Source organism: Caballeronia fortuita, from assembly GCF_001544835.2.
In the GTDB taxonomy this organism is placed as follows: Bacteria; Pseudomonadota; Gammaproteobacteria; order Burkholderiales; family Burkholderiaceae; genus Caballeronia; species Caballeronia fortuita.
The window spans coordinates 1-23333 of sequence record NZ_FCNX02000026.1 but is presented as its reverse complement, the minus strand read 5'-3'; the positions used below and the strand labels follow the sequence as shown (position 1 = coordinate 23333).

General features: G+C 62.9%; 23 protein-coding genes. 7 read left to right on the top strand and 16 right to left on the bottom strand.

Annotated elements, in window-relative coordinates:
* Positions 1-129: 129 nt before the first annotated feature.
* The 3 genes from ettA to ychF all read right to left on the bottom strand — a co-directional run bounded on the left by ettA (position 130) and on the right by ychF (position 3475).
* Entirely contained in the window at positions 130-1797 is a 1668-nt protein-coding gene (gene ettA, locus AWB77_RS32455) for an energy-dependent translational throttle protein EttA (RefSeq protein WP_061138550.1), read from the bottom strand.
* 138 nt (positions 1798-1935) lie between these two features.
* Positions 1936-2244, bottom strand: a complete 309-nt coding sequence (locus AWB77_RS32450; RefSeq protein WP_061138549.1) for a DUF3761 domain-containing protein — start codon at positions 2242-2244, stop codon at positions 1936-1938.
* Positions 2245-2380: 136 nt separating this feature from the next.
* Positions 2381-3475, bottom strand: coding sequence for a redox-regulated ATPase YchF (gene ychF, locus AWB77_RS32445; protein ID WP_061138548.1), 1095 nt, complete (start codon positions 3473-3475; stop codon positions 2381-2383).
* 200 nt (positions 3476-3675) lie between these two features.
* Here ychF and AWB77_RS32440 point away from each other — a divergent pair, with 200 nt between their 5' ends.
* The 4 genes from AWB77_RS32440 (at position 3676) to AWB77_RS32425 (ending at position 8340) form a co-directional block, all read left to right on the top strand.
* The gene (locus AWB77_RS32440; RefSeq protein WP_061138547.1) at positions 3676-4848 is read left to right on the top strand and encodes a UbiH/UbiF family hydroxylase; all 1173 of its coding nucleotides are present in this window, start codon (positions 3676-3678) and stop codon (positions 4846-4848) included.
* A gap of 49 nt (positions 4849-4897) precedes the next feature.
* Positions 4898-5629 (top strand): DsbC family protein, encoded by a 732-nt coding sequence (locus tag AWB77_RS32435; RefSeq protein WP_061138546.1) that lies wholly within the window; start codon positions 4898-4900, stop codon positions 5627-5629.
* Positions 5630-5800: 171 nt separating this feature from the next.
* The gene (locus AWB77_RS32430) at positions 5801-7600 is read left to right on the top strand and encodes a M61 family metallopeptidase (RefSeq protein WP_061138574.1); all 1800 of its coding nucleotides are present in this window, start codon (positions 5801-5803) and stop codon (positions 7598-7600) included.
* Between the two features lie 143 nt (positions 7601-7743).
* On the top strand, positions 7744-8340 hold the full coding sequence (locus AWB77_RS32425) for an FMN-dependent NADH-azoreductase (RefSeq protein WP_061138545.1): 597 nt from the start codon (positions 7744-7746) through the stop codon (positions 8338-8340).
* 50 nt (positions 8341-8390) lie between these two features.
* On the opposite strand, the gene AWB77_RS32420 is transcribed toward AWB77_RS32425, so the two are convergent.
* The 8 genes from AWB77_RS32420 to rpe form a co-directional block, all read right to left on the bottom strand.
* On the bottom strand, positions 8391-9173 hold the full coding sequence (locus AWB77_RS32420) for a uracil-DNA glycosylase (protein ID WP_061138544.1): 783 nt from the start codon (positions 9171-9173) through the stop codon (positions 8391-8393).
* A complete protein-coding gene (locus tag AWB77_RS32415; RefSeq protein WP_061138543.1) occupies positions 9170-9817 on the bottom strand; it encodes a CYTH domain-containing protein in 648 nt (215 codons plus the stop codon). The genes AWB77_RS32420 and AWB77_RS32415 overlap by 4 nt, the downstream gene beginning before the upstream one ends.
* Positions 9818-9836: 19 nt before the next feature.
* The gene (gene trpC / locus AWB77_RS32410; RefSeq protein ID WP_061138542.1) at positions 9837-10622 is read right to left on the bottom strand and encodes an indole-3-glycerol phosphate synthase TrpC; all 786 of its coding nucleotides are present in this window, start codon (positions 10620-10622) and stop codon (positions 9837-9839) included.
* A gap of 12 nt (positions 10623-10634) precedes the next feature.
* The gene (gene trpD / locus AWB77_RS32405) at positions 10635-11669 is read right to left on the bottom strand and encodes an anthranilate phosphoribosyltransferase (RefSeq protein WP_061138541.1); all 1035 of its coding nucleotides are present in this window, start codon (positions 11667-11669) and stop codon (positions 10635-10637) included.
* Between the two features lie 4 nt (positions 11670-11673).
* Positions 11674-12258 carry an aminodeoxychorismate/anthranilate synthase component II gene (locus AWB77_RS32400; protein ID WP_061138540.1) on the bottom strand — a complete coding sequence of 195 codons (585 nt, stop codon included), beginning with the start codon at positions 12256-12258 and terminating at the stop codon, positions 11674-11676.
* 12 nt (positions 12259-12270) lie between these two features.
* Entirely contained in the window at positions 12271-13767 is a 1497-nt protein-coding gene (gene trpE / locus AWB77_RS32395) for an anthranilate synthase component I (RefSeq protein ID WP_061138573.1), read from the bottom strand.
* A 364-nt stretch (positions 13768-14131) separates the two neighbouring features.
* Positions 14132-14872, bottom strand: a complete 741-nt coding sequence (locus AWB77_RS32390; protein ID WP_061138539.1) for a phosphoglycolate phosphatase — start codon at positions 14870-14872, stop codon at positions 14132-14134.
* Positions 14869-15564, bottom strand: a complete 696-nt coding sequence (gene rpe, locus AWB77_RS32385; RefSeq protein ID WP_061138538.1) for a ribulose-phosphate 3-epimerase — start codon at positions 15562-15564, stop codon at positions 14869-14871. The genes AWB77_RS32390 and rpe overlap by 4 nt, the downstream gene beginning before the upstream one ends.
* Positions 15565-15784: 220 nt before the next feature.
* On the opposite strand from rpe, the gene apaG reads away from it, so the two are divergent.
* Positions 15785-16159, top strand: coding sequence for a Co2+/Mg2+ efflux facilitator ApaG/CorD (apaG, locus tag AWB77_RS32380; protein ID WP_061138537.1), 375 nt, complete (start codon positions 15785-15787; stop codon positions 16157-16159).
* Positions 16160-16186: 27 nt separating this feature from the next.
* Here apaG and AWB77_RS37610 read toward each other — a convergent pair whose 3' ends face one another.
* The gene (locus AWB77_RS37610; RefSeq protein ID WP_167354195.1) at positions 16187-16336 is read right to left on the bottom strand and encodes a hypothetical protein; all 150 of its coding nucleotides are present in this window, start codon (positions 16334-16336) and stop codon (positions 16187-16189) included.
* Here AWB77_RS37610 and mltA point away from each other — a divergent pair.
* Complete coding sequence (gene mltA, locus AWB77_RS32375; RefSeq protein ID WP_061138536.1) at positions 16335-17498, top strand: MltA domain-containing protein; 1164 nt, start codon at positions 16335-16337, stop codon at positions 17496-17498. The genes AWB77_RS37610 and mltA overlap by 2 nt on opposite strands.
* 66 nt (positions 17499-17564) lie before the next feature.
* Here the strand turns inward: mltA and paaK are convergent, their stop codons facing one another.
* The 4 genes from paaK to paaN form a co-directional block, all read right to left on the bottom strand.
* Entirely contained in the window at positions 17565-18869 is a 1305-nt protein-coding gene (gene paaK / locus AWB77_RS32370) for a phenylacetate--CoA ligase PaaK (RefSeq protein ID WP_061138535.1), read from the bottom strand.
* Between the two features lie 68 nt (positions 18870-18937).
* Entirely contained in the window at positions 18938-19324 is a 387-nt protein-coding gene (gene paaI / locus AWB77_RS32365) for a hydroxyphenylacetyl-CoA thioesterase PaaI (RefSeq protein WP_244158728.1), read from the bottom strand.
* Positions 19325-19385: 61 nt separating this feature from the next.
* Positions 19386-20177 (bottom strand): 2-(1,2-epoxy-1,2-dihydrophenyl)acetyl-CoA isomerase PaaG, encoded by a 792-nt coding sequence (gene paaG, locus AWB77_RS32360; protein ID WP_061138533.1) that lies wholly within the window; start codon positions 20175-20177, stop codon positions 19386-19388.
* 158 nt (positions 20178-20335) lie between these two features.
* Positions 20336-22045 (bottom strand): phenylacetic acid degradation protein PaaN, encoded by a 1710-nt coding sequence (paaN, locus tag AWB77_RS32355; protein ID WP_061138532.1) that lies wholly within the window; start codon positions 22043-22045, stop codon positions 20336-20338.
* Positions 22046-22180: 135 nt separating this feature from the next.
* Here paaN and AWB77_RS32350 point away from each other — a divergent pair, with 135 nt between their 5' ends.
* Positions 22181-22957: an enoyl-CoA hydratase gene (locus tag AWB77_RS32350; protein ID WP_061138531.1), complete on the top strand. Its 777-nt coding sequence runs from the start codon at positions 22181-22183 to the stop codon at positions 22955-22957.
* Positions 22958-23333 lie beyond the last annotated feature (376 nt).

Sequence of the window (23333 nt, the reverse complement as noted above, 5' to 3'; positions counted from 1 at the left end):
CGTGTGTCTCCGGTGCCGGCTTATCTAAAAACGCCGCTCGAAAAAGAAAGTGGCGACTGCGCCGTACACAGTCGCCACTTTTACGCCTGATGTCGGTGCGCGCGCCCGCATAGGCCGTTTCGTCAGACGTTAGCGCGTGATCGGCTTGTAGCGCAGACGCTTCGGCTTCGCGGCTTCTTCGCCGAGACGCTTACGCTTGTCGGCTTCATATTCCTGATAGTTGCCGTCGAAGAACTCGACGTGCGAATCGCCTTCGAACGCAAGGATGTGCGTCGCGATGCGGTCGAGGAACCAGCGATCGTGCGAGATCACCATCACCGAGCCGGCAAATTCGAGCAGCGCGTCTTCGAGTGCGCGCAGCGTTTCGACGTCGAGATCGTTCGACGGTTCGTCGAGCAGCAAAACGTTGCCGCCCGCGATGAGCGTCTTCGCCAGATGCAGACGCCCGCGCTCGCCGCCCGACAGATTGCCGACGAGCTTTTGCTGATCGCTGCCCTTGAAGTTGAATCGGCCGATGTACGCGCGCGACGGCGTTTCGTACTTGCCGACCGTCAGCACGTCCGCACCGCCGGAGATTTCCTCGAACACGGTTTTGTCGGCGCCGAGCGCGTCGCGGCTTTGATCGACGTAGGCGAGCTTGACCGTCGGTCCCTTGATGATTTCACCTGAATCCGGTTGTTCCTTACCGGTCAGCATGCGGAACAGCGTGGACTTGCCCGCGCCGTTCGGCCCGATGATGCCGACGATCGCGCCCGCCGGAATCTTCATGTTCAGATTGTCGATGAGCAGGCGATCGCCGTATGCCTTGCTGACGCTCTTGAACTCGATGACTTCGTTGCCAAGGCGATCGCCGACCGGAATGAAGATTTCCTGCGTTTCGTTGCGCTTCTGATATTCCTGGCTGTTGAGTTCCTCGAAACGCGCGATACGCGCTTTCGATTTCGCCTGACGGCCCTTCGGGTTCTGGCGCACCCATTCGAGTTCTTTCTTGATGGCCTTCTGACGCGCGGATTCGCTCGCTTCTTCCTGCTTCAGGCGATCTTCCTTCTGATCGAGCCAGCTCGAATAGTTGCCCTTCCACGGAATGCCGTGGCCGCGGTCGAGTTCGAGAATCCATTCGGCGGCGTTATCGAGGAAGTAGCGATCGTGCGTCACCGCGACGACCGTGCCCGGATAGCGCGTGAGGAATTGTTCGAGCCATTCGACGGATTCGGCGTCGAGGTGGTTGGTCGGTTCGTCGAGCAGGAGCATGTCGGGCTTTTGCAGGAGCAGCTTGCACAGCGCGACGCGACGCTTTTCGCCGCCCGAAAGGTGTTCGATTTTCGCGTCCCACGCGGGCAGGCGCAGCGCGTCGGCGGCGACTTCGAGCTGCTGCTCGGGGCTGCCGCCGTCGCTCGTCGAAAGGATGGCTTCGTACTTGGCTTGCTCGGCGGCGAGGGCGTCGAAGTCGGCGTCGGGTTCGGCGTAGGCGGCGTAGATTTCGTCGAGCTTCTTTTGCGCCTGGAAGACATCGCCGAGACCTTCTTCGACGGCCTGACGCACGGTCTGCTGCGGATCGAGCTGCGGCTCCTGCGGCAGATAGCCGATGTTCAGGTTGGGCATCGGCGTGGCATCGCCTTCGATGTCCTTGTCGACGCCGGCCATGATGCGGATGAGCGTGGACTTGCCGGAACCGTTCAGGCCGAGCAGACCGATTTTCGCGCCGGGGAAGAACGAGAGGGAGATGTCTTTCAGGATCTGACGCTTCGGCGGGACGATCTTGCCGACGCGGTTCATGGTGAAGACGTATTGGGCCATGTTGTCCTAGCTGGATGGATGAATGCGGGGCGCCCGGATTCGGCGCGCGAGGATGTTCAGTGGCGCGTTTTGCGCGTTCCCGCCGGCGCGGATTGCGTGGGCGGGATTACATGGCATTGTACTTCGCGGCGCAAACGCTCACTGCCAGCTCGCGACCCCGCCGTGCCGCGAGCACGTGCCGCTGTGATGCTGGCTGAAACTGTAGGAACCGTCGCGGCATTGGGCCGTCGCGCCTGCCGGGACATTGCCGGAACGTGAGTGCGCCGGCGAGTGGACGACGTTGCCGTCGTGGTTGATGTAGTGCCCGTGGTTGGAGAGGTCTGACTCGTCGGGTTGCGGTTGATTTTCGTATTGGTTGCCGCGATAGGCGAAGGCGTCGGGTGTACTGAAGATGCTCGCCGCGATGAGTGTGGTGATCGCGAATGCGCGCAGTGCATGTCTCTGCATATTTTGATTTTGTCTCTTTGTTCTAATCGGATGCGCGTCGCCGCGCTGCCTCGTCCGCGCAATAAAAAAGCGGAGTGCCTATGAAAAGACACTCCGCTCTACGACACAAGCAGCTTGACGGTTCTTTACGATCGCGTCAGACGTTGAACAAGAAGTTCATGACATCCCCGTCATGCACGACATATTCCTTCCCTTCGGCCCGCATCTTTCCGGCTTCCTTCGCCCCTTGCTCGCCCTTGTACTGAACGTAGTCATCGAACGAAATGGTCTGAGCGCGAATGAACCCACGCTCGAAATCGGTGTGAATGGCGCCGGCCGCCTGAGGCGCCGTATCGCCGATATGAATCGTCCACGCGCGCACTTCTTTCACACCCGCCGTGAAATACGTCTGCAAGCCGAGCAGCTTGAAACCCGCACGAATCACGCGATTCAGCCCCGGCTCGTCCATGCCCATATCCGCGAGGAATTCCTGCTTGTCGGCATCGTCGAGATCGGCGATTTCCGCTTCGATCGCCGCGCACACCGCGACCACCGGCGCGTTCTCCGCTTCCGCGTGCTTGCGCACCATGTCGAGATACGGGTTGTTCTCGAAGCCGTCGTCCTTCACGTTCGCGACGTACATCGTCGGTTTCGACGTAATCAGGCAGAACGGCTTGATGAGCAGCAGTTCTTCCTCCGAAAGCGAAAGGCCGCGCACCGGCTTCGCCTGGTCGAGCTGCGCGCGCACCTTTTCCAGCACGGCGACGAGCTTGATCGCTTCCTTGTCGTTGCCTGACTTCGCCGCCTTCGAATAACGCGCTTGCGCCTTCTCGACCGTCGCGAGATCGGCCAGCGCGAGTTCCGTGTTGATGACTTCGATATCCGCGATCGGATCGATCTTGCCCGCGACGTGAATCACGTTGTCGTCTTCGAAGCAGCGCACGACGTGGGTGATCGCGTCCGTTTCGCGGATGTTCGCGAGGAACTGGTTGCCCAGACCTTCGCCCTTCGACGCGCCCGCAACGAGTCCCGCGATATCGACGAATTCGACCACCGCCGGCAGGATGCGCTCGGGCTTCACGATCTCGGCGAGCGCGGTCAGGCGCGCATCCGGCACTTCTACCACGCCGACGTTCGGCTCGATCGTGCAGAACGGATAGTTTTCCGCGGCGATACCCGCCTTGGTCAAAGCATTGAATAGTGTGGACTTGCCGACGTTAGGCAAGCCGACGATGCCGCATTGGAGGCTCATGGAATCCTTCGAACTGGTAAGACGGCGCGGGCCGCGCAGGTTTCGTCAAAATTGGTGCGCAATGCGCGGGCGAGGACCGCCCGCCACGCCGCGGCCGCGTCCGGCGGCCAGGCAAACCGCTATTGTACCGCCGCGCCGCCGTGCCGAAACGCCGCCCGCGGCCCCGAAACCCCATGGAACCCCGCGGCTATAATGCCCGGATGACTTCGCATCCCCTCAAATTTCACGCGGTCGTCGTCGGTGGCGGGCTCGTCGGCAAGACCGCCGCGCTTGCGCTCGCGCAATCCGGGCTGCGCACGGCGCTCGTCGCGCCGCAGGCCGCCGGGCTGCCGCCGGGCGCGGCGTTCGATTCGCGCATCTACGCGCTGTCGTCGAGTTCGCAGGCGCTGCTGGAACGGCTGCGCGTCTGGCAGGCGCTCGATCGCGCGCGGCTCGGTCCCGTCTTCGACATGCGCGTTTTCGGCGATGCCCACGCGGAACTGCATTTTTCCGCCTTTCAGGCGTCGGTGCCGCAGCTCGCGTGGATCGTGGAATCGTCGCTGATCGAACAATCGCTCGATGCCGCGTTGCGCTTTTCGCCGAGTCTGTCGTGGTTCGAATCGCGCGCGCACGGCATGACGGTCGAATCCGGCGCCGCGCACGTCGCGCTCGCGAGCGGCGACATGCTGGAGACGGACCTGATCGTCGGCGCGGATGGCGCGCATTCGTGGGTCCGCGCGCAGATGGGCGCGAAGATGAACCGGCGGGATTATCGGCAAACGGGCGTCGTCGCCAATTTCAAGGCCGAAAAGCCGCACGGCGAAACGGCGTATCAATGGTTCCGCGATACCGAAATCATCGCGCTGCTGCCGCTGCCGGGCGATCACGTTTCGCTCGTCTGGTCCGCGCGCACCGAGCACGCCGACGAACTGCTCGCGCTCGATCCCGCGCAACTCGCGGCGCACGTCGAACAGGCCACTCAGAACACGCTCGGCACGCTCGATTGCGTGACGCCCGCGCAGGGTTTTCCGCTCGGCCTGCAGACCGTCGACAAGCTCATCGCGCCGCGCGTCGCGCTCGTCGGCGATGCCGCGCATCTGATTCATCCGCTCGCGGGGCAAGGCATGAACCTCGGCCTTCGCGACGTGGCCGCGCTCGCGGATGTCATCGCGAACAAGGAGTCGTTCCGCGATCTGGGCGATCCGATCCTGTTGCGCCGCTACGAACGCGCGCGCCGCGAAGACATCCAGAAGCTGATGTTCGCGACCGACGGCCTGCAGCGGCTCTTCGCCGTGCCGGGCACGCTCGCGCGCGCGGTCCGCAACACCGGCATGGCGTTCGTCGGCGCGCAGCCGCTCATCAAGCGCTGGCTGGTGTCTGCGGCGCTCGGCTGAAACAATCTCACTCCATGAGCGCGATGCCGCGCGACATACAGGAAACCGCATGAAAACCACCTTTCGATTCGCCCTCGCGACGGCCGCGGCGCTCGCCGTGACGTTCGGCATCGGCTGCTCCGCGCAGGCCGATCAGACCATCGACAAGATCAAGTCGACCCTCGAAGCGCGCATGGGTGACGCGACCATCAAGAGCATCGAAAAGACGCCGATCGCCGGTCTCTACGAAGTCAATCTCGGCTCGCAGATCGTCTACAGCGATGCAAGCGGCAACTACGTGCTGATCGGCGATCTCGTCGATACGCGCAGCAGCAGGAATCTCACCGAGGCGCGGCTTTCGGAAACCAACAAGATCGATTTCGCGAAACTGCCGTTCGAAAACGCGGTGAAAGTCGTGAAGGGCAACGGCAGCCGCAAGATCGCCGTGTTCTCCGACCCGAACTGCCCGTACTGCAAGCAGCTCGAATCGACGTTGAAGTCCATCGATAACGTGACCGTGTACACGTTCCTCTATCCGGTGCTTTCGCCGGATTCGACGGCCAAGTCGAAGTCGATCTGGTGCGCGAAGGATCGCGGCGTGTCGTGGGAAAGCTGGATGCTCGATCACAAGGCGCCGAGCGCGTCGGCATCGTGCGATACGACCGCCATCGACAAGAATCTGAAGCTCGGCCGCTCGATGAACGTCACCGGCACGCCGACCGTATTTCTCGCGGATGGGCATCGTCTGCCGGGTGCCGTGCCCGCCGACCGGCTCGAGAAGGAACTGTCCGCGGTGCGCTGAGCGCGAAGTCGAAACGAGAAAGGAGGCGCGTCATGCGCCTCCTGCGTTTTTACGGCCCCGCTTTCGCGAAAGCGCGGCGTAAAGAAGGCAGACCCGGGCGCGCGCATTCACGATCGGAGCGCGCCCAGAACAAGAAGAAAGGACATCGAGATGACTACGCTCATGCAAACGGTGCAGCCCGTGCGCTACCGCATCGTTCCTAAAAATCCCGCCGCGCATCTATTCGAAGTGACGCTCACCGTCGCCGTTCCCGATCCGGCCGGCCAGCGTTTCATGCTGCCGGTGTGGATTCCCGGCAGCTACATGATCCGCGAGTTCGCGCGCAACATCGTGACGTTGCAGGCGTTCAGCGCGGCGGGCCGCAAGATCGCCATCGAAAAAATCGACAAGCACGCGTGGCAGGCCGCGCCCGCCGAAGGCCCGCTCACGCTGCGCTACGAGGTCTATGCGTGGGACATGTCGGTGCGCGCCGCGCATCTCGACGACACCGTCGGTTTCTTCAACGGCACGAGCACCTTTCTCGCGGTGGAAGGGCAGTCGGATGCGCCTTGCATCGTCGATATCGAACCGCCGCAGGGCGGCGCGTACCGCAACTGGCGCGTCGCGACGGCGCTTTCCGAAGCGCGCGGCACGAAGCGCTACGGCTTCGGCGCGTACGAGGCGGCGAACTACGACGAGCTCGTCGATTATCCCGTCACGCTCGGCGAATTTGCGCTCGGCAGCTTCATCGCGCATGGCGTGAAGCACGACATCGTCATTTCGGGCCGCGTCCTCAATCTCGACATGAACCGGCTCGCCGCGGATCTGAAGCGCGTCTGCGAAGCGCAGATCGCGCTGTTCGAACCGCGCACGAAGAAGGCGCCTGTGGATCGCTACGTGTTCATGACCGTTGCCGTCAGCGATGGATACGGCGGCCTCGAGCACCGCGCATCGACGGCGCTGATCTGCAATCGCACCGATCTGCCGGTGCAGGGACGCCCGGAAACGACCGAGGGTTATCGCACGTATCTCGGTTTGTGCAGCCACGAATACTTCCATACGTGGAACGTGAAGCGCATCAAGCCGGCGGCGTTCGCGCCGTACGACCTTTCGCAGGAAAACTACACGACGCTCCTGTGGCTCTTCGAAGGCTTCACGTCTTACTACGACGATCTGATGCTCGTGCGCAGCGGCCTCATTTCGGCGGGCGACTACTTCAACCTGCTCGGCAAGACGATCGGTGGCGTGCTGCGCGGCACGGGGCGTCTCAAGCAATCCGTCGCGCAAAGCTCGTTCGACGCCTGGGTCAAGTACTACCGCGCCGACGAGAACGCGCCGAACGCGATCGTCAGTTACTACCAGAAAGGCTCGCTCGTTGCGCTGGCGTTCGATCTGTCGATTCGCGCGCAGACCGGCAACCGCAAATCGCTCGACGACGTGATGCGTCTTTTGTGGCAGCGCTACGGCCGCGAGTTCTACAACGGCAAGGCGCGCGGCATCCGCGAGGACGACGTCGAAGCGCTTTTCGCCGAAGCGACCGGCGCGGATTTGCGCTCGCTGTTCCGCGACGGCGTGCGCGGCACCCGCGATCTGCCGCTCGATGCGCTCTTAGAGCCGTTCGGCATCGCGCTCGCGGCCGATGTGCCGGGCAACGGCGCGTCCGTGAAGCCGTCGCTCGGCGCGCGCGTGCGCGGCGGCGCGGATTGCACGCTGGCCGTGGTGCACGAAGGCAGCGCGGCGCAGAAAGCGGGCTTGTCGGCGGGCGACGTGCTCGTCGCGATCGACGGGCTGCGCGTCACCGGCTCGAATCTCGACGCGCTGCTGTCGCGTTATCTGCCGGGCGCGAAGGTCGAAGTACATGCGTTCCGCCGCGACGAGCTGCGCCGCGCCGAAGTGAAGCTCGACGGTCCGGAAGTCGCGCGCTACGTGCTGACGGCAATCGACGGCCGCGGCCCGTCGAAACAATGGCGCGAGCGCTGGCTGAGAGGTTGATCGACGCAAGACGTGGCGGATTGTTCTACCGATGCAACGATCCGTCACGACCGGACGGCTTTTTCTCGGACGTCGAAAAACGAAGAATGCTTCCAAGCCGGACGCCCCGAGCGCCCGAAACCTCACAGAGACTGGAAGCCATCATGACGACGATTCTGCAAATCAACTCCGCCGCCCGTTCGCAAGGCGCTCAATCGACGTTGCTCGCCGACGAACTGACCGCGAAGCTGCAACAAAGCAATCCGGGCGCGAACGTGGTCGTTCGCAATCTGCTGGGCGACGCGCTGCCGCATCTCGACGACGCGACGCTCGGCGCGTTCTTCACGCCCGCCGATCAGCGCACCGCGGAACAAGCCGCGATCAACGCAAAGAGCGAAGCGCTGATCGCTGAATTGCAGGCTGCGGACATCGTCGTGATCGCGGCGCCGCTGTACAACTTCGGCATTTCGTCGCAATTGAAGACCTATTTCGACTGGATCGCGCGAGCCGGCATCACGTTCAGCTACACGGCGAACGGCCCGGAAGGTCTCGTGAAGGGCAAGAAGGTGTACGTGGTGTCGGCGCGCGGCGGCAAGTACGCAGGCACGCCGAACGATTCGCAGACGCCGTTCCTCAAGACGTTCCTCGGCTTCCTCGGCATGACCGACGTGAGCTTTATCTACGCCGAAGGACTGAACATGGGACCGGAAGCGGCGGGCGCGGCGCTGGCGTCGGCGCGTGAGGCGATCGCCGCTGTGTAAGTGATCACGTTGCAAGCAAAAAACCCCGCAGACGCGGGGTTTTTTGCATTTCAGGCGAGCAATTCGGGCGTGGCGGGCAGACGCCAGTCGATCGGCTCGCGCCCATGCTTGGTCAGATAGTCGTTGGCGAGCGCGAAGTGTCCGCAGCCGAAGAATCCGCGATAAGCCGACAACGGCGACGGATGTGCCGCCTCCAGCACGCAATGCGCCTTCCCGGTGCCTTCGATCAAACCGCGTTTTGCCTGCGCATGCGAGCCCCACAGCATGAATACCAGCCCGTCGTGACGCTGCGCCATTTCGTGGATCAGCGTGTCCGTGCATTGCTCCCAGCCGCGTTTCGCGTGGCTTCCGGCTTTATCGCGCTCGACGGTCAGCGACGTGTTCAGCAGCAGCACGCCCTGCTTCGCCCAGGAATCGAGACAGCCGTGCGCAGGCGCGGGAAAACCGAGGCTCGCGTGAATCTCCTTGAAGATGTTGCGCAAGGACGGCGGCGGGCGCACGGGCGCGGGCACCGAAAACGCGAGGCCGTGGGCTTGCGGCGCGCCCTTGTCCTCGCCGTGATACGGGTCTTGTCCGAGGATCACGACTTTAACGTCGGCGGGGCTCGTCAGGCGCAGCGCACGGAAGACATCGGCGGGATAGACGGTCTTGCCGGCGGCGCGCTCGGCATCGACGAACGCGCACAGCGCCGCGTAGTGCTTGCTGTCGATGAACGGCTTCAGATGACGGCGCCAGTCGGCGGGCAGCGCGTCGAATTGACTTTCGAGCGTCGTGAACGCCGACAGCGCGTTCGCGGCTTCGCTATCGGCGAATAGAGACGGCTGCTGGTTCATGCGTTGCGGTTCTTGCCTTCGCGCGGCTCGCGCAGCAGATAGCCGCGCTGAGCCTTGCTTTGATCTTCTGGAACGATCTCGGGAAACGCGCCGCGCAATTCCGCCGCGAGCATCGAAAGCGCGCTCTCCTCGCCGGACTTCAGTTCCAGTTCCAACTCGCTGATGTCGGCGCGGCGCGTTTCACCGTCGACTTCGGCGGTGATCTTGCCGTGATCGAGCGCGACTTCGATATGCGATCCTTCGCGCTCGATGTCCCACACGATGCGCCTGAAGTCGGTCTTGAATAGCGCGATGAGGTCGGGCGCCGCGCGTTCCAGCGCGTCACGCGCGACGTCGTTGTCGCAGGCGGCGATGAGCGCGTCGATTTCGAGCGCATCGCCTTGCACAGGCAATTCCCACTCGTGCCGATTGCTCAAACCCGCGACCGACTTGCCGAGCGTCTTGAACGTCTGCAGCCATTGCTCAGGCGTGCGGCGCAGGCGCAGCGCGGCCTTCGCCTTCGCGAGCGCGCAGTCGGGCGTGTCGAAGTAGACGTTGGCAAGCGCGATCGGCTTGCCCGCGCCGGTGCGTTCGTCGAAAAAGCGCGCGACGTCGTCGTGCTGCGACGGCGCGAGCGAGAGTTTCAGTTCCCGTTCGATGCCCATGCGATTCCTGTCGATGAAATCAGAAAAACATGCGCGCGAGTTCCGCGCCCGGATCGTCGGCGCGCATGAACGCTTCGCCGACGAGGAACGTATGCACGCGCATCGCGCGCAGCCGGTCGACATCGACGCGCGACAGAATGCCGGATTCCGTCACGACGATACGGTCGTCCGGCACTTGTTCGAGCATGCCGATGGTCGTGTCGATCGTCGTCTCGAACGTGCGCAGATTGCGGTTGTTGATGCCGATGAGCGGCGTTTTCAGCGTGAGCGCGTCGCGCAGTTCGTCGGCATCGTGCACTTCGACCAGCACCGCGAGCCCGAGCGAATGCGCGTACGCTTCGAGATCCTGCATCTGCGAAAGTTCGAGCGCGGCGGCGATCAGCAGGATGCAGTCCGCGCCCATCGCGCGCGCTTCCATGATCTGATAAGGATCGACGATGAAGTCCTTGCGCAGAACCGGCAGGCTGCACGCGGCGCGCGCCTCCTCCAGATACGCGACGCTGCCTTTGAAGAACTGCACGTCGGTCAGCACGGAAAGGCACGCGGCGCCGCCTTTCTCGTACGAGCGTGCAATCTCGGCGGGCACGAAGTTCTCGCGCAACACGCCTTTGGACGGACTCGCCTTCTTCACTTCGGCAATCACGGCTGCCTTGCCCTCGGCGTGCTTCGCGCGCAACGCGCCGACAAAATCGCGCAAATCGCGCGCGCTCGCTTCGAGCTTCAACTCTTCGAGCGGCGCGCTTTGTTCGGCGGCGCGAACCTCTTCGCGCTTCACCGCGATGATGCGATCCAGAATGTCACTCATGATTGGCTTCCGTTATTTCTTCGCGAATTGCTGCGTGAACTTCACGAGCGTCTCGATCTTCTCGCGCGCCGCGCCGCTTTCGATCGCTTCGCGCGCGGCGGCCATGCCCGCGTCGATCGAATCGACGATATCCGCAGCATAGAGCGCCGTTCCCGCGTTCAATGTGACGATCTCGCGCGCGACGCCCGCCTTGTTGTTCAGCGCGCCGAGCAGCATCGCCTTCGATTCCTGCGCGTCCTGCACCTTCAGCGAGCGGTTCGACACCATCTGAAGGCCGAAGTCCTCCGGATGGATCTCGTACTCGGTCACTTCGCCGTTCTTCAGTTCGCCGACGCGCGTCGCCGCGCCGAGCGACACTTCGTCCATGCCGTCCTTGCCGTAGACGACGAGCACGTGCTTCGCGCCGAGACGCTGCATCACGCGCACCTGAATGCCGACGAGGTCTTCGTGAAATACACCCTGAAGCTGATTCGGCGCGCTCGCCGGATTGGTCAGCGGCCCGAGAATGTTGAAGATGGTCCGCACGCCGAGTTCGCGGCGCACGGGCGCGATGTTCTTCATCGCCGGATGATGGTTCGGCGCGAACATGAAGCCCATGCCCGTTTCGGCAATGGAAGCGGCCACTTGTTCCGGTGTCAGATCGATGTTCACGCCGAGCGCTTCGAGCACGTCCGCGCTGCCCGATTTGCTCGACACGCCGCGATTGCCGTGCTTCGCGACCTTCGCGCCCGCCGCCGCCGCGACGAACATCGACGCCGTGGAGATGTTGAACGTGTGCGAGCCGTCGCCGCCCGTGCCGACGATATCGACGAAATTCGAGTTGTCCGCCACTTCGACGTGATTCGCGAACTCGCGCATGACCGTCGCGGCCGCCGCGATTTCGCCGATGGTTTCCTTCTTCACGCGCAAGCCGGTGATGATCGCGGCAGCCATGACGGGCGACATCTCGCCGCGCATGATCTGGCGCATCAGATGCAGCATTTCGTCGTGAAAGATTTCGCGATGCTCGATCGTGCGTTGCAGCGCTTCTTGTGCCGTGATGGTCATATCGTCAGGCCCGCTTTCCGGTCGAAGAGTTTTTCACGAAGTTTTCGAGCAGCGCGTGGCCGTGCTCGGAAAGAATCGATTCCGGATGGAACTGCACGCCTTCCACTTCCAGTTCACGGTGACGAACACCCATGATTTCACCGTCAGGCGTCCATGCGGACACTTCGAGACAGTCGGGCAAAGACTCGCGTTCAATTGCCAGCGAGTGATAGCGCGTCACGTTGAAGTGTTTGGGGAGATCGGAGAACACGCCTTTGCAGTCTGTCTCGATCTGACTGACTTTGCCGTGCATGATGGTCTGCGCGCGCACGACACGTCCGCCGAAGGCTTCGCCAATCGCCTGATGGCCAAGACAGACGCCGAGAATCGGCAGCTTGCCGGAAAACTCGCGCAGCACGTCGAGCGTGATGCCTGCGTGTTGCGGATTGCTCGGTCCCGGCGAAAGACAGATGCGCTCGGGATTGAGCTTCGCGATTTCGTCGAGCGTGATTTCGTCGTTGCGATAGGTGCGCACGTCCTCGCCGAGTTCGCCGAAGTACTGGACCAGGTTGTAGGTGAAGGAATCGTAATTGTCGATCATCAGCAGCATGGTCTTGTCTCCTCAGAAGTCGCTGTCGAGGCCGTCTTGCACTTGCTCGGCGGCGCGCAACACGGCGCGCGCCTTGTTCTCCGTTTCCTGCCATTCGGATTCGGGCACGGAATCGGCGACGACGCCCGCAGCCGCCTGAACGTAGAGATTGCCTTTGTGAATCAGGCCGGTGCGGATCGCGATGGCCAGATCCATTTCGCCGCTGAACGACAGATAACCGACGGCGCCGCCGTACAGCCCGCGCTTGATCGGCTCCAGTTCGTCGATGAGTTCCATCGCGCGGACTTTCGGCGCGCCGGACAGCGTGCCGGCGGGGAACGTGGCGCGCAGCACGTCGAAGTTGTTCATGTCTTCCTTGAGCTTGCCTTCGACCGAACTGACGATGTGCTGCACGTGCGAATATTTTTCAATGATCAGCTTGTCCGTCACCGCGACCGAACCCGTCTTCGCGATGCGGCCCACGTCGTTGCGGGCGAGATCGATCAGCATCACGTGCTCGGCGACTTCTTTCGGATCGTTCAGCAGTTCGGTGGCGAGTTCGGCATCGCGCTCGGGCGTATTGCCGCGCGGACGCGTGCCGGCGAGCGGACGGATCGTCACGATGCGATCGTCGGCGCGCTTCTCCTGACGCACGAGAATTTCCGGCGACGCGCCGACCACATGCACGTCGCCGCCGAAGTTGTAGTAATACATGTACGGCGACGGATTCAGCGAACGCAGCGCGCGATACAGCGAGAGCGGGTTGTCGCGGAACGGCTTGACGAGCCGCTGGCCGACCTGCACCTGCATCAGCTCGCCCGCCGCGATGTATTCCTTCGCCTTGCGCACGGCGTTCAGATAGTCGTCCTTCTTGAACTCGCGGAATGTTTCGGTGCGCACGCTCGCCGACGTCACCGGCGGCTGAACCGTCACGCGCAGACGCGCGCGCAGTTCGCGCAGACGATGCTTCGCCTTTGCGTACGCTTCGGGCTTCGTCGGATCAGCGTAGACGATGAGGTAGAGCTTGCCCGCGAGGTTGTCGATGACCGCGACTTCTTCGGTCAGCAGCAGTTGAATATCGGGCAAATTGAGATCGTCGGGCGGCGCGCTGTGCGCGAGCTTCTTTTCGATGTAGCGCACCGCGTCATAGCCGAAGTAACCCGCGAGACCGCCGCAGAAACGCGGCAGGCCGGGGCGCGTCGCCACTTTGAAGCGCTTCTGATATCGCTCGATGAACGCAAGCGGATCGCCTTCGTCCGTTTCGACGACGTTGCCGTCGGTCACGACTTGCGTCTTGCCGTTCTGCACGCTGACGATCGTGCGCGCCGGCAGCCCGATGAACGAGTAACGCCCGAAGCGTTCGCCGCCGACGACGGATTCCAGCAGGAACGAGTTGGCGCCGTTGCGCTCGGTCTGCGCGAGCTTGAGATAGAGCGAGAGCGGAGTTTCGAGGTCGGCGAGGGCTTCGGCGATGAGCGGAATGCGGTTGAAGCCTTCGTTCGCCAGCGATTGGAATTCGAGTTCGGTCATGTTGCGATCCTTGAGCGACGCGCGCTTCGAAGGTTGGCGCGGCGTCGGGGAGTGCAGGGCGCTGCGGTCGGTCGAATCCCGTGATGATCGCATACGACGGCCCCGCCGCTTCGATCTGCAGAAGCGGACAGGACGACTCGCGGCACTACACGACGCGTGCGTGAGCGAGGCTCGATATACGGCGATTCAACAGGAACGGCGCGGGAACGGCAGCGAAACAAAAAACGGATGCTGAAGCGCGATCACACATGATGGCTTCAGCGCACCTCGGGCGAGGTTAGCGCGACCAGCGACGCCAGGGCCAGGCTCCCCGGTCGATGCTGCTCAGACTCCGTTTTCTGTTGAGAAACATGAATGGATGGGCTTATTCAGTCAGTGTGGTGTCCGGCGGCGCCAATGTGGCGGCAATCGCCGATGCTGCGGTGCGCAGCGAGGAAACTATACCATCCGATTTCACGGACCGTACAGGCTTCCCATGGTTGTAACCGTACGGAACGGTCAAGGTTGCGAGGCCTGCCGCACGCCCCGCGAGCGCATCGTTTTCCGAGTCGCCGACCGCCACGGTCTCGCGCGGCAGGACGTCCAGCCGTTCGCACGCGGTGAGCATCGGCAGCGGGTCGGGCTTCTTCGCGGGCAGCGAGTCGCCGCCGAGAATCACCTTGAAGTAGTCTGCGATGCCGAAGTGCGTGAGTAGCTCCACGGCGAACCGATGCGGCTTGTTCGTCACGCACGCGAGCGCGACGCCGCTTTCGCGCATCGCTTCGAGGCCTTCCTTCACGTCCGGAAAGAGCGTGGAATGCTTGCCGTTGACCTTCGCGTATTCGCTCTGGTAGATCGCCAGCGCGTCGTCGAATTGCGCGGCCGCTTGCGACGGCGACAGCCGCACGGCGAGTACGCTGCGAATCAGATTTTCCGAACCCTTGCCAACGTAACCCGTGACTTCTTCGCGCGTGACCGGTGGCTCGAGCGGAATGCGCGCGAGCATGGCGTTCAGTGCGGCGACGAAATCGTCGGCGGTGTCGACCATCGTGCCGTCGAGATCGATGATCGCCGCGCGGATCGGACGATTCACGAAAGGCGCCGGCGTCGCTGCGATCTCGCTCATGCTTGCGCTCCCGATTCGACTTTCGCCAGTTCGGCGCGCATCGCGTCGATCACTGCCTTGTAGTCGTGCTTGCCGAAGATCGCCGATCCCGCGACGAACGAATCCGCGCCGGCCGCCGCGATTTCCGCGATGTTATCGACCTTGACGCCGCCATCGACCTCGAGATGAATCTCGCGGCCCGTGCGATCGCGGTACGCGTCGATGCGCGCGCGCGCCTCGCGCAGCTTGTTGAGCGCCTCGGGAATGAACGACTGTCCACCGAACCCGGGATTCACCGACATGATGAGCACGAGATCGACCTTGTCCATCACGTGATCGAGATAATTAAGCGATGTCGCGGGATTGAACACGAGTCCCGCCTTGCAGCCGTGATCGCGGATGAGCGACAACGTGCGATCGATATGATCCGAACCTTCCGGATGAAAACTGATCGTATTGGCGCCGGCCTTCGCGAAATCGGGCACGATGCGGTCGACGGGACGCACCATCAGATGCACGTCGATGGGAACGTCCACGTGCGGGCGGATGGCTTCGCACACCAACGGCCCGATCGTCAGATTCGGAACGTAGTGGTTGTCCATGACGTCGAAGTGGATCCAGTCGGCGCCGGCGGCGACGACGTTGCGGACTTCCTCGCCGAGGCGGGAAAAGTCGGCGGACAGGATGCTGGGAGCGATGTGGAATTGCGCCATGGACGTGTGCGGGTAGCGACGTAAAGGCATGATTTTAACCCGCGTTTTCCTTCGAGTCCTTCGTCCGAACGGCTAACGGAACGCGCGCCGATGTGGTCGCCGGGCGCCAATCGTATTGCGGGCGCCGCGCGCATCAAGCAGAATGCCAGACCAATAGCGGCGCGCCCGCGCGCGTCTGTCTGGCGGCGCAGCGGCCAATCGAATGGAAATTGGAACAACGATGAGCCAGTACGAATTCAGCGTTTCCGTGGAGACGCGCTATTTGCCGGATCAGTCCGACCCGGATAGCAAGCAGTACGCATTCGCCTACACGCTGACGATTCGCAACACAGGCCAGGTCGCGGCGCAATTGATTTCGCGGCACTGGATCATCACCGACAGCAACGATCACGTGCAGGAAGTGAAGGGGCTCGGCGTGGTCGGGCACCAACCGCTTCTGCCGCCGGGCGAACAGTTTGAGTACACGAGCTGGGCTGTGATCGCGACGCCGGTCGGCACGATGCGCGGCGAGTATTTCTGCGTGGCGGAGGACGGCGAGCGCTTCGAGGCGCCCGTAGCGGAATTCGCACTGCATATGCCGCGCACGCTCCACTGAGCCAGAAGCGGCGGCGCTCTGCGCGAATCAGCGGCGTTTAACCGGATCGTTCGTGCGATTCTGGTTTTTCTTCTTGCCCGATGCCGTCCATACGACGATGAAGATCAGCAAGGCGAGCGCCACGATCGACTCGAGCGCAAAAATAAGCATTGGATATTCGTCGAACAGATCAGACATGGCGGTTCCCATCAAGAACGAGCATTGTATGCGTTTCGCGCGGCCCATCGCGCGAGCAGCGGCTTGGGCCGCATCGATTTCAGCCGCTGTCCTGCTCGCCTCGTGCGGCGGCAGTAACTATGTGAAGCCGGGGCCGGCCACGGCGACCGGCACGCCGATCGTGCCGGGCCAGCGCGCTGCCTCGCGCCTCACGGCGGTGAGCTGGCAGCAGGTGCCCGGCTGGCAGGACGATTCGCTGATCGGCGCGACCGCCGCGCTGCGGCAGAATTGCAGCCGGCTCGCGCGGCAGGCCAACTGGCAGAAGGCGTGTGCGGCGGCGGTGCGTCTGGACGACCTCGATATGTCGGCGGCGCGCAGCTTCTTCGAAACCTATTTCACGCCGTTCCAGCTTTCGAACACCGACGGCACCCTCGACGGTCTCGTCACCGGTTATTACGAGCCGCTTCTGCGCGGATCGCGCACGCGTCACGGCGTGTATCAGTACGCGCTGTATCGCTGGCCGTATCGGTACAAGCCCGGCTCCGCGTTGCCCGCGCGCGCGCAGCTCGAACGTTCGGGCGCCTTGAACGGCAATGAACTCGTGTGGGTCGACGACCCGATCGAGGCCTTCTTTCTGCAGGTGCAAGGTTCGGGGCGCGTCGTCATGGAAGACGGCGGCGTGATGCGGGTCGGTTTCGGCGGCACGAACAATCAGCCGTATCGGTCGATCGGCAAGGAACTGCTCGATCGCGGCGAACTCACGCCCGCGCAGGCGACGATGCAAGGCATCAAGGCGTGGGCCAAGGCGAATCCGGCGCGCGTCGATGCATTGCTGGACGTGAATCCGCGATTCGTCTTTTTCCGCGAGATGCCCGCGAACGAAACGATGCCGGCGAGCCTCGGCGATGGCCCAGTCGGCGCGCTGGGCGTACCGTTGACGCCCGAACGTTCGATCGCCGTCGATCCCGCCGCGATTCCGCTCGGAACGCCGGTGTTCTTGCAGACGACGCGTCCGCTCAGCAACCAGCCGATGAATCGCCTCGTGTTCGCGCAGGACACCGGCACGGCGATCAAGGGCGGCGTGCGCGCAGATTATTTCTGGGGTCTCGGCGACGATGCCGGCGATCTCGCCGGACGCATGAAACAGGGCGGCCGTATGTGGCTGCTGCTGCCGAACTCCTGATTCCCGCGCGCCTTCAATCGCGTTATCGAAAGCTCGCGGCCGTCATGGCTCGCGAGCTTTTTCACATCACGACGCGATGTTGCGCCGATCGATCACGCGGCGCGCCTTGCCGACCGAACGTTCAATGCCGTTCACCGCGAGCACGTTCACCACTGCGCTGACGCCGATCAGCGCCTTGATGTCGTAGGCCAGCGCGGACTTCGCGCTCTCGAGCGCTGCGATATCCGGCGCAGATTCCGGGCATGGTTCGACGTTCAGCGTGAGAACGTCGAGCGGGCCTTCCTTGGTGAGCACGATCTGATAGTGCGGCGCGAGTACCGGGCGTTTGAGCAGCAGCTCTTCGATCTGCGTCGGGAAGACGTTGACGCCGCGCACGATCATCATGTCGTCCGAGCGGCCGGTGATTTTTTCCATGCGGCGCATCGTGCGAGCGGTGCCGGGCAGGAGGCGCGTCAGATCACGCGTTCGATAGCGGATGATCGGCAGCGCTTCCTTCGTGAGCGAGGTGAACACGAGTTCGCCAAATTCGCCGTCGGGCAGCACTTCGCCGGTGTCCGGATCGATGATCTCGGGATAGAAGTGATCCTCCCAGATCGTCGGGCCGTCCTTGGTCTCCGCGCATTCGGATGCCACGCCCGGCCCCATCACTTCCGATAGCCCGTAAATGTCGACGGCGTCGATACCCATGCGCGTTTCGATCGCGCGACGCATGTCGTTGGTCCACGGCTCCGCGCCGAAGATGCCGATGCGCAGCGAGCAACCTGCCGGATCGATGCCTTGACGCTCCAGTTCATCGGCGATCGAGAGCATATAGCTCGGCGTGACCATGATGATGTCCGGCCGGAAGTCCTGAATCAGTTGCACCTGCTTCTCGGTCTGGCCGCCGCCGAAAGGAATGACGGTCAGTCCCGCTCGTTCGGCGCCGTAGTGCGCGCCGAGTCCGCCAGTGAAGAGACCGTAGCCGTAACTCACGTGTACCTTGTCGCCGCGTCGCGCGCCAGCCGCCCGGATCGAGCGCGCGACGAGGTTCGCCCAGTTGTCGATATCCTGCGCCGTATATCCGACGACGGTCGGCTTGCCAGTCGTGCCGGACGACGCGTGAATACGCGAGACGCGATCCTGTGGAACGGCGAACATGCCGAAGGGGTAGCTGTCGCGCAGATCCTTCTTGGTCGTGAACGGAAAGCGCGCGAGATCGGAAAGCGACGTGACGTCATCCGGATGGACACCCGCTTCGTCGAACTTGCGCCGATAGACTGGCGAATTCTCATAAGCGTGTCTGAGCGACCATTTGAGGCGCTCGAGCTGCAGCGACGTGAGTTCGTCGCGGCTCGCCTTCTCGATCGGATCGAGCGGCAGCGGTGTGGTCATTGCTGTCTCCTTGATGCTGACTAAGCGGCGCGGCTTTTCATGCCGCGTCCGCCACTGAATCTGTCCCGTCATGCGGGGATCACGGTGCCTCGGATCTGAGCCGACTTGCCGCGGAACATCGCGACCGGTTCGCCTTCCCGATTCGTCACGCGGATATCGTAGATGCCCGTGCGTCCGCTCAAGGTTTGCTCGATCGCCTCGGCGGTCAAGCGATCGCCGCCTTGCACCGGACGCAGAAACTCGATCGAGCAGCCCGCCGCGACCGTGCTGATGTTGTACGAATTGCAGGCGAACGCGAATGCGGAATCCGCGAGCGTGAACATCAGGCCGCCGTGGCAAATCGCATGGCCGTTGAGGAAGTCGGGGCGTACGTCCATTTGCAGCCGCGCGTAGCCGGGCCTGACTTCGATCAGTTCGATGCCGAGCGCGCGCGTGCATGCGTCCGATTCGTACATGGCCTTCGCTGTGGCTTCCGCGAGTTGTTGTGGCGTCACAGATGTCTCCAGTTTTCCGTTGTCACAGACCTTCGAAGCGCGGCGCGCGTTTTTCCTTGAACGCCGCGACGCCTCCGATGTAATCGGGCGACGCGCCCAGTTCGCGTTGCAGATCGCGCTCGAGATCGAGTTGCTCGTCGAACGTCTTGTTCGCGCTCGCGCGGATCGCCTGCTTGATCGCGACGATCGCGCGTGCCGGTTGCTGCGCCAGTTGGGCCGCTAGTTGCGCCGCTGAGGGCTGCAGTTCGGCGTCATCGACGACGCGCCAGACGATGCCCCACGCCTCCGCCTTTTCAGCGCCAAGCTTTTCGCCCGTCAGCGCGAGGCCGAGCGCGCGTGCCTCGCCGACGCGGCGCGGAAGGAGCCATGTCCCGCCCGAATCGGGCACGAGGCCGATCTTCACGAACGCCTGGATGAAGCTGGCCGAGCGCGCCGCAACGATGAGGTCGCACGCCATCGCGAGATTCGCGCCCGCGCCGGCAGCCGTGCCGTTCACGGCGGCGATGATCGGCAGCCGCATGGCCTGAAGCCGACGCACGAGAGGATTGAAGTACTCATCGATGAGATCGCCGAGATCCGACATCGAACCCGGCGTGAAATCCAGATCCGCGAGATCCTGCCCCGCGCAAAATCCGCGACCCGCGCCCGTGATGACGAGCGCGCGAGTGTGACTCGCTTCGATCTCGGTGAGCGCCTGATTCAACTCGCGATGCATTTCGCGCGTGAAGCTGTTGAGCTTGTCTGGACGGTTGAGCGTCAATGTCGCGACGCGCGTCTCGCCATCGACATGGAACAACACGGACTTCTCTGTCATTGCATCTCCTCATTCCCGATTCTGGTCGCGGCGGCGCGTGCTTGCCGGCATTCCATACATGCCGATACTAGCCGCGCGGCCGCCGCGTTTCCATTAGGCCGAATGGCATAAGCCGTTTGCACGGCCATCCGGGCTCCCGACCTTTTGTGTCGATCGGCTTATGCCGTTTGGCCGACTTCCGCCGATGCGGCCTTCGGTGCAACATGGACCCGGCTTTGCACCACGCGGAAGCGGTTGGCAACGAAAGCCGCGTCCGAAAGCGCGGCATTCGCCGCCGGGTTCGCGCCGGTGCCGTGAAAGTCCGAGAACGCGGCCGTCTGGTTGACGAAAACACCGCCGGTAAGGTTGATCGAGAGCGCGACGCCGCCTTCGATCGCCGCTTCGTGCGCGGCTTCGATCACCTTGTCGTCGGTGCTGTACACCGAGAATGTCAATGCGCCGTGCGTGCGCGCGATCGAACCGGCGCGCTCCAGCGATTGCGCGGTCGAATCGGTTGCGACGACGAACGAAATCGGGCCGAACCATTCCTTCGTGAATTTGGTTTCGTCGGTGCGCGCGTCGAGTTTGAGCATGAGCGGCGTTTGAATGCAGGCATTGGGAAATGCCGGGTGCGCGAGCGATTGGCTGTCGAGCAGCACATTGCCGAGCTTGCGCGCTTCGGCGACACGCTCGACGACGCCCTCGTTCTGGATCGCACCCGTGAATTCGACAGCACGAGCAGGATCGGATACCAGCTTTTCGACAGCGTTCGCGAGTGCTTTCGCGACGTCGTCGAAGCTCAGTTGGCCTTCGGCAGTGCGGATGCCATCGCGCGGCACGTAGATGTTTTGCGGCGCCGTGCACATCTGGCCGGAGTAGAGCGCGAGCGAGAAGGCGATGTTGCGCGCAACGGCTTTCATGTCATCCACGGAATCGATGACGATCTGATTGACGCCCGCCTTTTCGGTGTACACCTGCGCCTGATGCGCGTTGCGCTCGAGCCAGTTGCCGTTCTGCGTGCTGCCGGTGAAGTCGATCACCTTGATTTCAGGACGCACCGCGAGTTCCTGAACGAGCGCGCCGTCGTTCGGATCGGTAGCCAGCAAAGTGACGACGTTCGGATCGAATCCCGCTTCGCGAAGCACGTCACGCGCGATACGCACGGTGATTGCAAGCGGCAGGATGGCGCCGGGGTGCGGCTTGACGATGACGGTGTTGCCCGTCGCGAGATCGGCGAACATGCCCGGATAACCGTTCCAGGTCGGGAACGTGCAGCAGCCGAGCACGAGCCCGGTGCCGCGTGGGACGACGGAGAAACGCTTCTGCATCGCGAGGGGCGGATTCTTGCCTTGCGGTTTTTCCCAATGGGCTTCGGCGGGAATGCGGCGCAACTGGTCCCACGCATAAACGACTGCTTCCAGCGCGCGGTCTTGTGCGTGCGGGCCGCCCGCCTGAAACGCCATCATGAATGCCTGGCCAGTCGTGTGCATGACGCTGTAGGCGATCTCGAAACTGGCGCGGTTCAAACGCGACAAAATTTCGAGGCTCACGCCTATCCAGGCCTGCGGGCCGGCGGCGCGCCAGCCGGATTGCGCTTTGGCTGCGGCCTGGATCAGCGCGTCGGGATCGGCTTTCGGATACCGGATGCCAAGCGCGACGCCGAACGGCGACCGCTCTTCTCCGACCGTTTCGCCCGTCGAAGGCTGATCGAGTTCGAATGTCTTGCCGATGTGCGCCTTGAACGCGGCCTCCCCGTCGGCGCTGGCCGTTTCCCCGTACACTTTGGGGCTCGGCATTTCGGCGAACGGGCTCCAGTAGCCGCGCGTTTCGATGGCTGCGAGCGCTTTGTCGAGCGTCGCTTCATGCTTCGTGAATAGCGGATGTGTCATGGTCGCGAGAAGAGTACGAGGAAAGGTGTCGGGTCGAATAATTAACCGACCGGTTGGTTGGTGATGTTAGCATTATCGAGATGCTGTGACGACGTCTTTTCATTAGGGCTTACCTGAGGATCCAAGGAGGAGCGAATGGCTTACGAGAATCTGCTGATCGAGACGCGCGGTCGGGTCGGGCTGATCACGCTGAACCGTCCGAAAGCGCTGAATGCGCTCAACGACGCGCTGATGGACGAGCTGGGCGCGGCGCTCAAGGCGTTCGACGCCGACGACGACATCGGCGCGATCGTGCTGACGGGCAGCGAGAAGGCGTTCGCGGCCGGCGCGGATATCGGCATGATGGCCAGCTATTCCTATATGGATGTCTACAAGGGCGACTACATCACGCGCAATTGGGAGACGATTCGCACGATTCGCAAGCCGATCATCGCCGCGGTCGCCGGATTCGCGCTGGGCGGCGGATGCGAACTCGCGATGATGTGCGACATCGTCATCGCCGCCGACACCGCCAAGTTCGGTCAGCCCGAAATCAAGCTCGGCGTGATTCCCGGCGCGGGCGGCACGCAGCGCCTGCCGCGCGCGGTGTCCAAGGCCAAGGCAATGGACATGTGCCTGACAGCGCGCATGATGGACGCGAGCGAGGCGGAGCGTGCGGGGCTGGTGTCGCGAGTCGTGGAAGCGCAACGTCTACTCGACGAGGCCATCGAGGCCGCGACGGTCATCGCCGGTTTCTCTCTGCCCGCGGTGATGATGGCCAAGGAGGCGGTCAATCGCGCATACGAGACGACGCTCGCGGAAGGCGTTCATTTCGAGAGACGGCTGTTCCATTCGCTGTTCGCCACGGAAGACCAGAAAGAGGGGATGGCGGCGTTCGTCGAGAAGCGTAAGCCGGTTTTCAAGCACCGGTAAATTGGGTTCGAGAAAGCGCTTGCGCTTAGCGACATCACTCACTAAAATTCCGTTCCTTCGCGATTCGATGAACGCGAAGGAAGCGGGAGTTGGGGTGGTCGGCAAGAAAGCGAAGCGGTAAATTCTTGTTGACACGAACCGAAGCGGTGTTCATAATCTCGTTTCTCTGCTGCTGATGCAGCGACGCAAGACGGTGGTTGGGTTTGACGGTCTTGCGATGTGCTCTTTAAAAACTAACAGCCGATAAGTGTGGGCGCTTGATGGCGAGTGCGGTTGCAGTGCTTAGGTGCTGCGGCAATAGCAAAAGTATCAAGAGTCTCACACGAAGTATCAGAGGAAGGTTTTTGTCTTAGGACAATAATCATCGTCAGTACGT

Excerpts from the sequence above, each read along its gene's own strand:
- ettA (WP_061138550.1), bottom strand. The coding sequence starts at position 1,797 with ATGGCCCAATACGTCTTCACCATGAACCGCGTCGGCAAGATCGTCCCG.
- AWB77_RS32450 (WP_061138549.1), bottom strand. The coding sequence starts at position 2,244 with ATGCAGAGACATGCACTGCGCGCATTCGCGATCACCACACTCATCGCG.
- ychF (WP_061138548.1), bottom strand. The coding sequence starts at position 3,475 with ATGAGCCTCCAATGCGGCATCGTCGGCTTGCCTAACGTCGGCAAGTCC.
- AWB77_RS32440 (WP_061138547.1), top strand. The coding sequence starts at position 3,676 with ATGACTTCGCATCCCCTCAAATTTCACGCGGTCGTCGTCGGTGGCGGG.
- AWB77_RS32435 (WP_061138546.1), top strand. The coding sequence starts at position 4,898 with ATGAAAACCACCTTTCGATTCGCCCTCGCGACGGCCGCGGCGCTCGCC.
- AWB77_RS32425 (WP_061138545.1), top strand. The coding sequence starts at position 7,744 with ATGACGACGATTCTGCAAATCAACTCCGCCGCCCGTTCGCAAGGCGCT.
- AWB77_RS32420 (WP_061138544.1), bottom strand. The coding sequence starts at position 9,173 with ATGAACCAGCAGCCGTCTCTATTCGCCGATAGCGAAGCCGCGAACGCG.
- AWB77_RS32415 (WP_061138543.1), bottom strand. The coding sequence starts at position 9,817 with ATGGGCATCGAACGGGAACTGAAACTCTCGCTCGCGCCGTCGCAGCAC.
- trpC (WP_061138542.1), bottom strand. The coding sequence starts at position 10,622 with ATGAGTGACATTCTGGATCGCATCATCGCGGTGAAGCGCGAAGAGGTT.
- trpD (WP_061138541.1), bottom strand. The coding sequence starts at position 11,669 with ATGACCATCACGGCACAAGAAGCGCTGCAACGCACGATCGAGCATCGC.
- AWB77_RS32400 (WP_061138540.1), bottom strand. The coding sequence starts at position 12,258 with ATGCTGCTGATGATCGACAATTACGATTCCTTCACCTACAACCTGGTC.
- trpE (WP_061138573.1), bottom strand. The coding sequence starts at position 13,767 with ATGACCGAACTCGAATTCCAATCGCTGGCGAACGAAGGCTTCAACCGC.
- AWB77_RS32390 (WP_061138539.1), bottom strand. The coding sequence starts at position 14,872 with ATGAGCGAGATCGCAGCGACGCCGGCGCCTTTCGTGAATCGTCCGATC.
- rpe (WP_061138538.1), bottom strand. The coding sequence starts at position 15,564 with ATGGCGCAATTCCACATCGCTCCCAGCATCCTGTCCGCCGACTTTTCC.
- apaG (WP_061138537.1), top strand. The coding sequence starts at position 15,785 with ATGAGCCAGTACGAATTCAGCGTTTCCGTGGAGACGCGCTATTTGCCG.
- mltA (WP_061138536.1), top strand. The coding sequence starts at position 16,335 with ATGGCGGTTCCCATCAAGAACGAGCATTGTATGCGTTTCGCGCGGCCC.
- AWB77_RS37610 (WP_167354195.1), bottom strand. The coding sequence starts at position 16,336 with ATGTCTGATCTGTTCGACGAATATCCAATGCTTATTTTTGCGCTCGAG.
- paaK (WP_061138535.1), bottom strand. The coding sequence starts at position 18,869 with ATGACCACACCGCTGCCGCTCGATCCGATCGAGAAGGCGAGCCGCGAC.
- paaI (WP_244158728.1), bottom strand. The coding sequence starts at position 19,324 with ATGTACGAATCGGACGCATGCACGCGCGCGCTCGGCATCGAACTGATC.
- paaG (WP_061138533.1), bottom strand. The coding sequence starts at position 20,177 with ATGACAGAGAAGTCCGTGTTGTTCCATGTCGATGGCGAGACGCGCGTC.
- paaN (WP_061138532.1), bottom strand. The coding sequence starts at position 22,045 with ATGACACATCCGCTATTCACGAAGCATGAAGCGACGCTCGACAAAGCG.
- AWB77_RS32350 (WP_061138531.1), top strand. The coding sequence starts at position 22,181 with ATGGCTTACGAGAATCTGCTGATCGAGACGCGCGGTCGGGTCGGGCTG.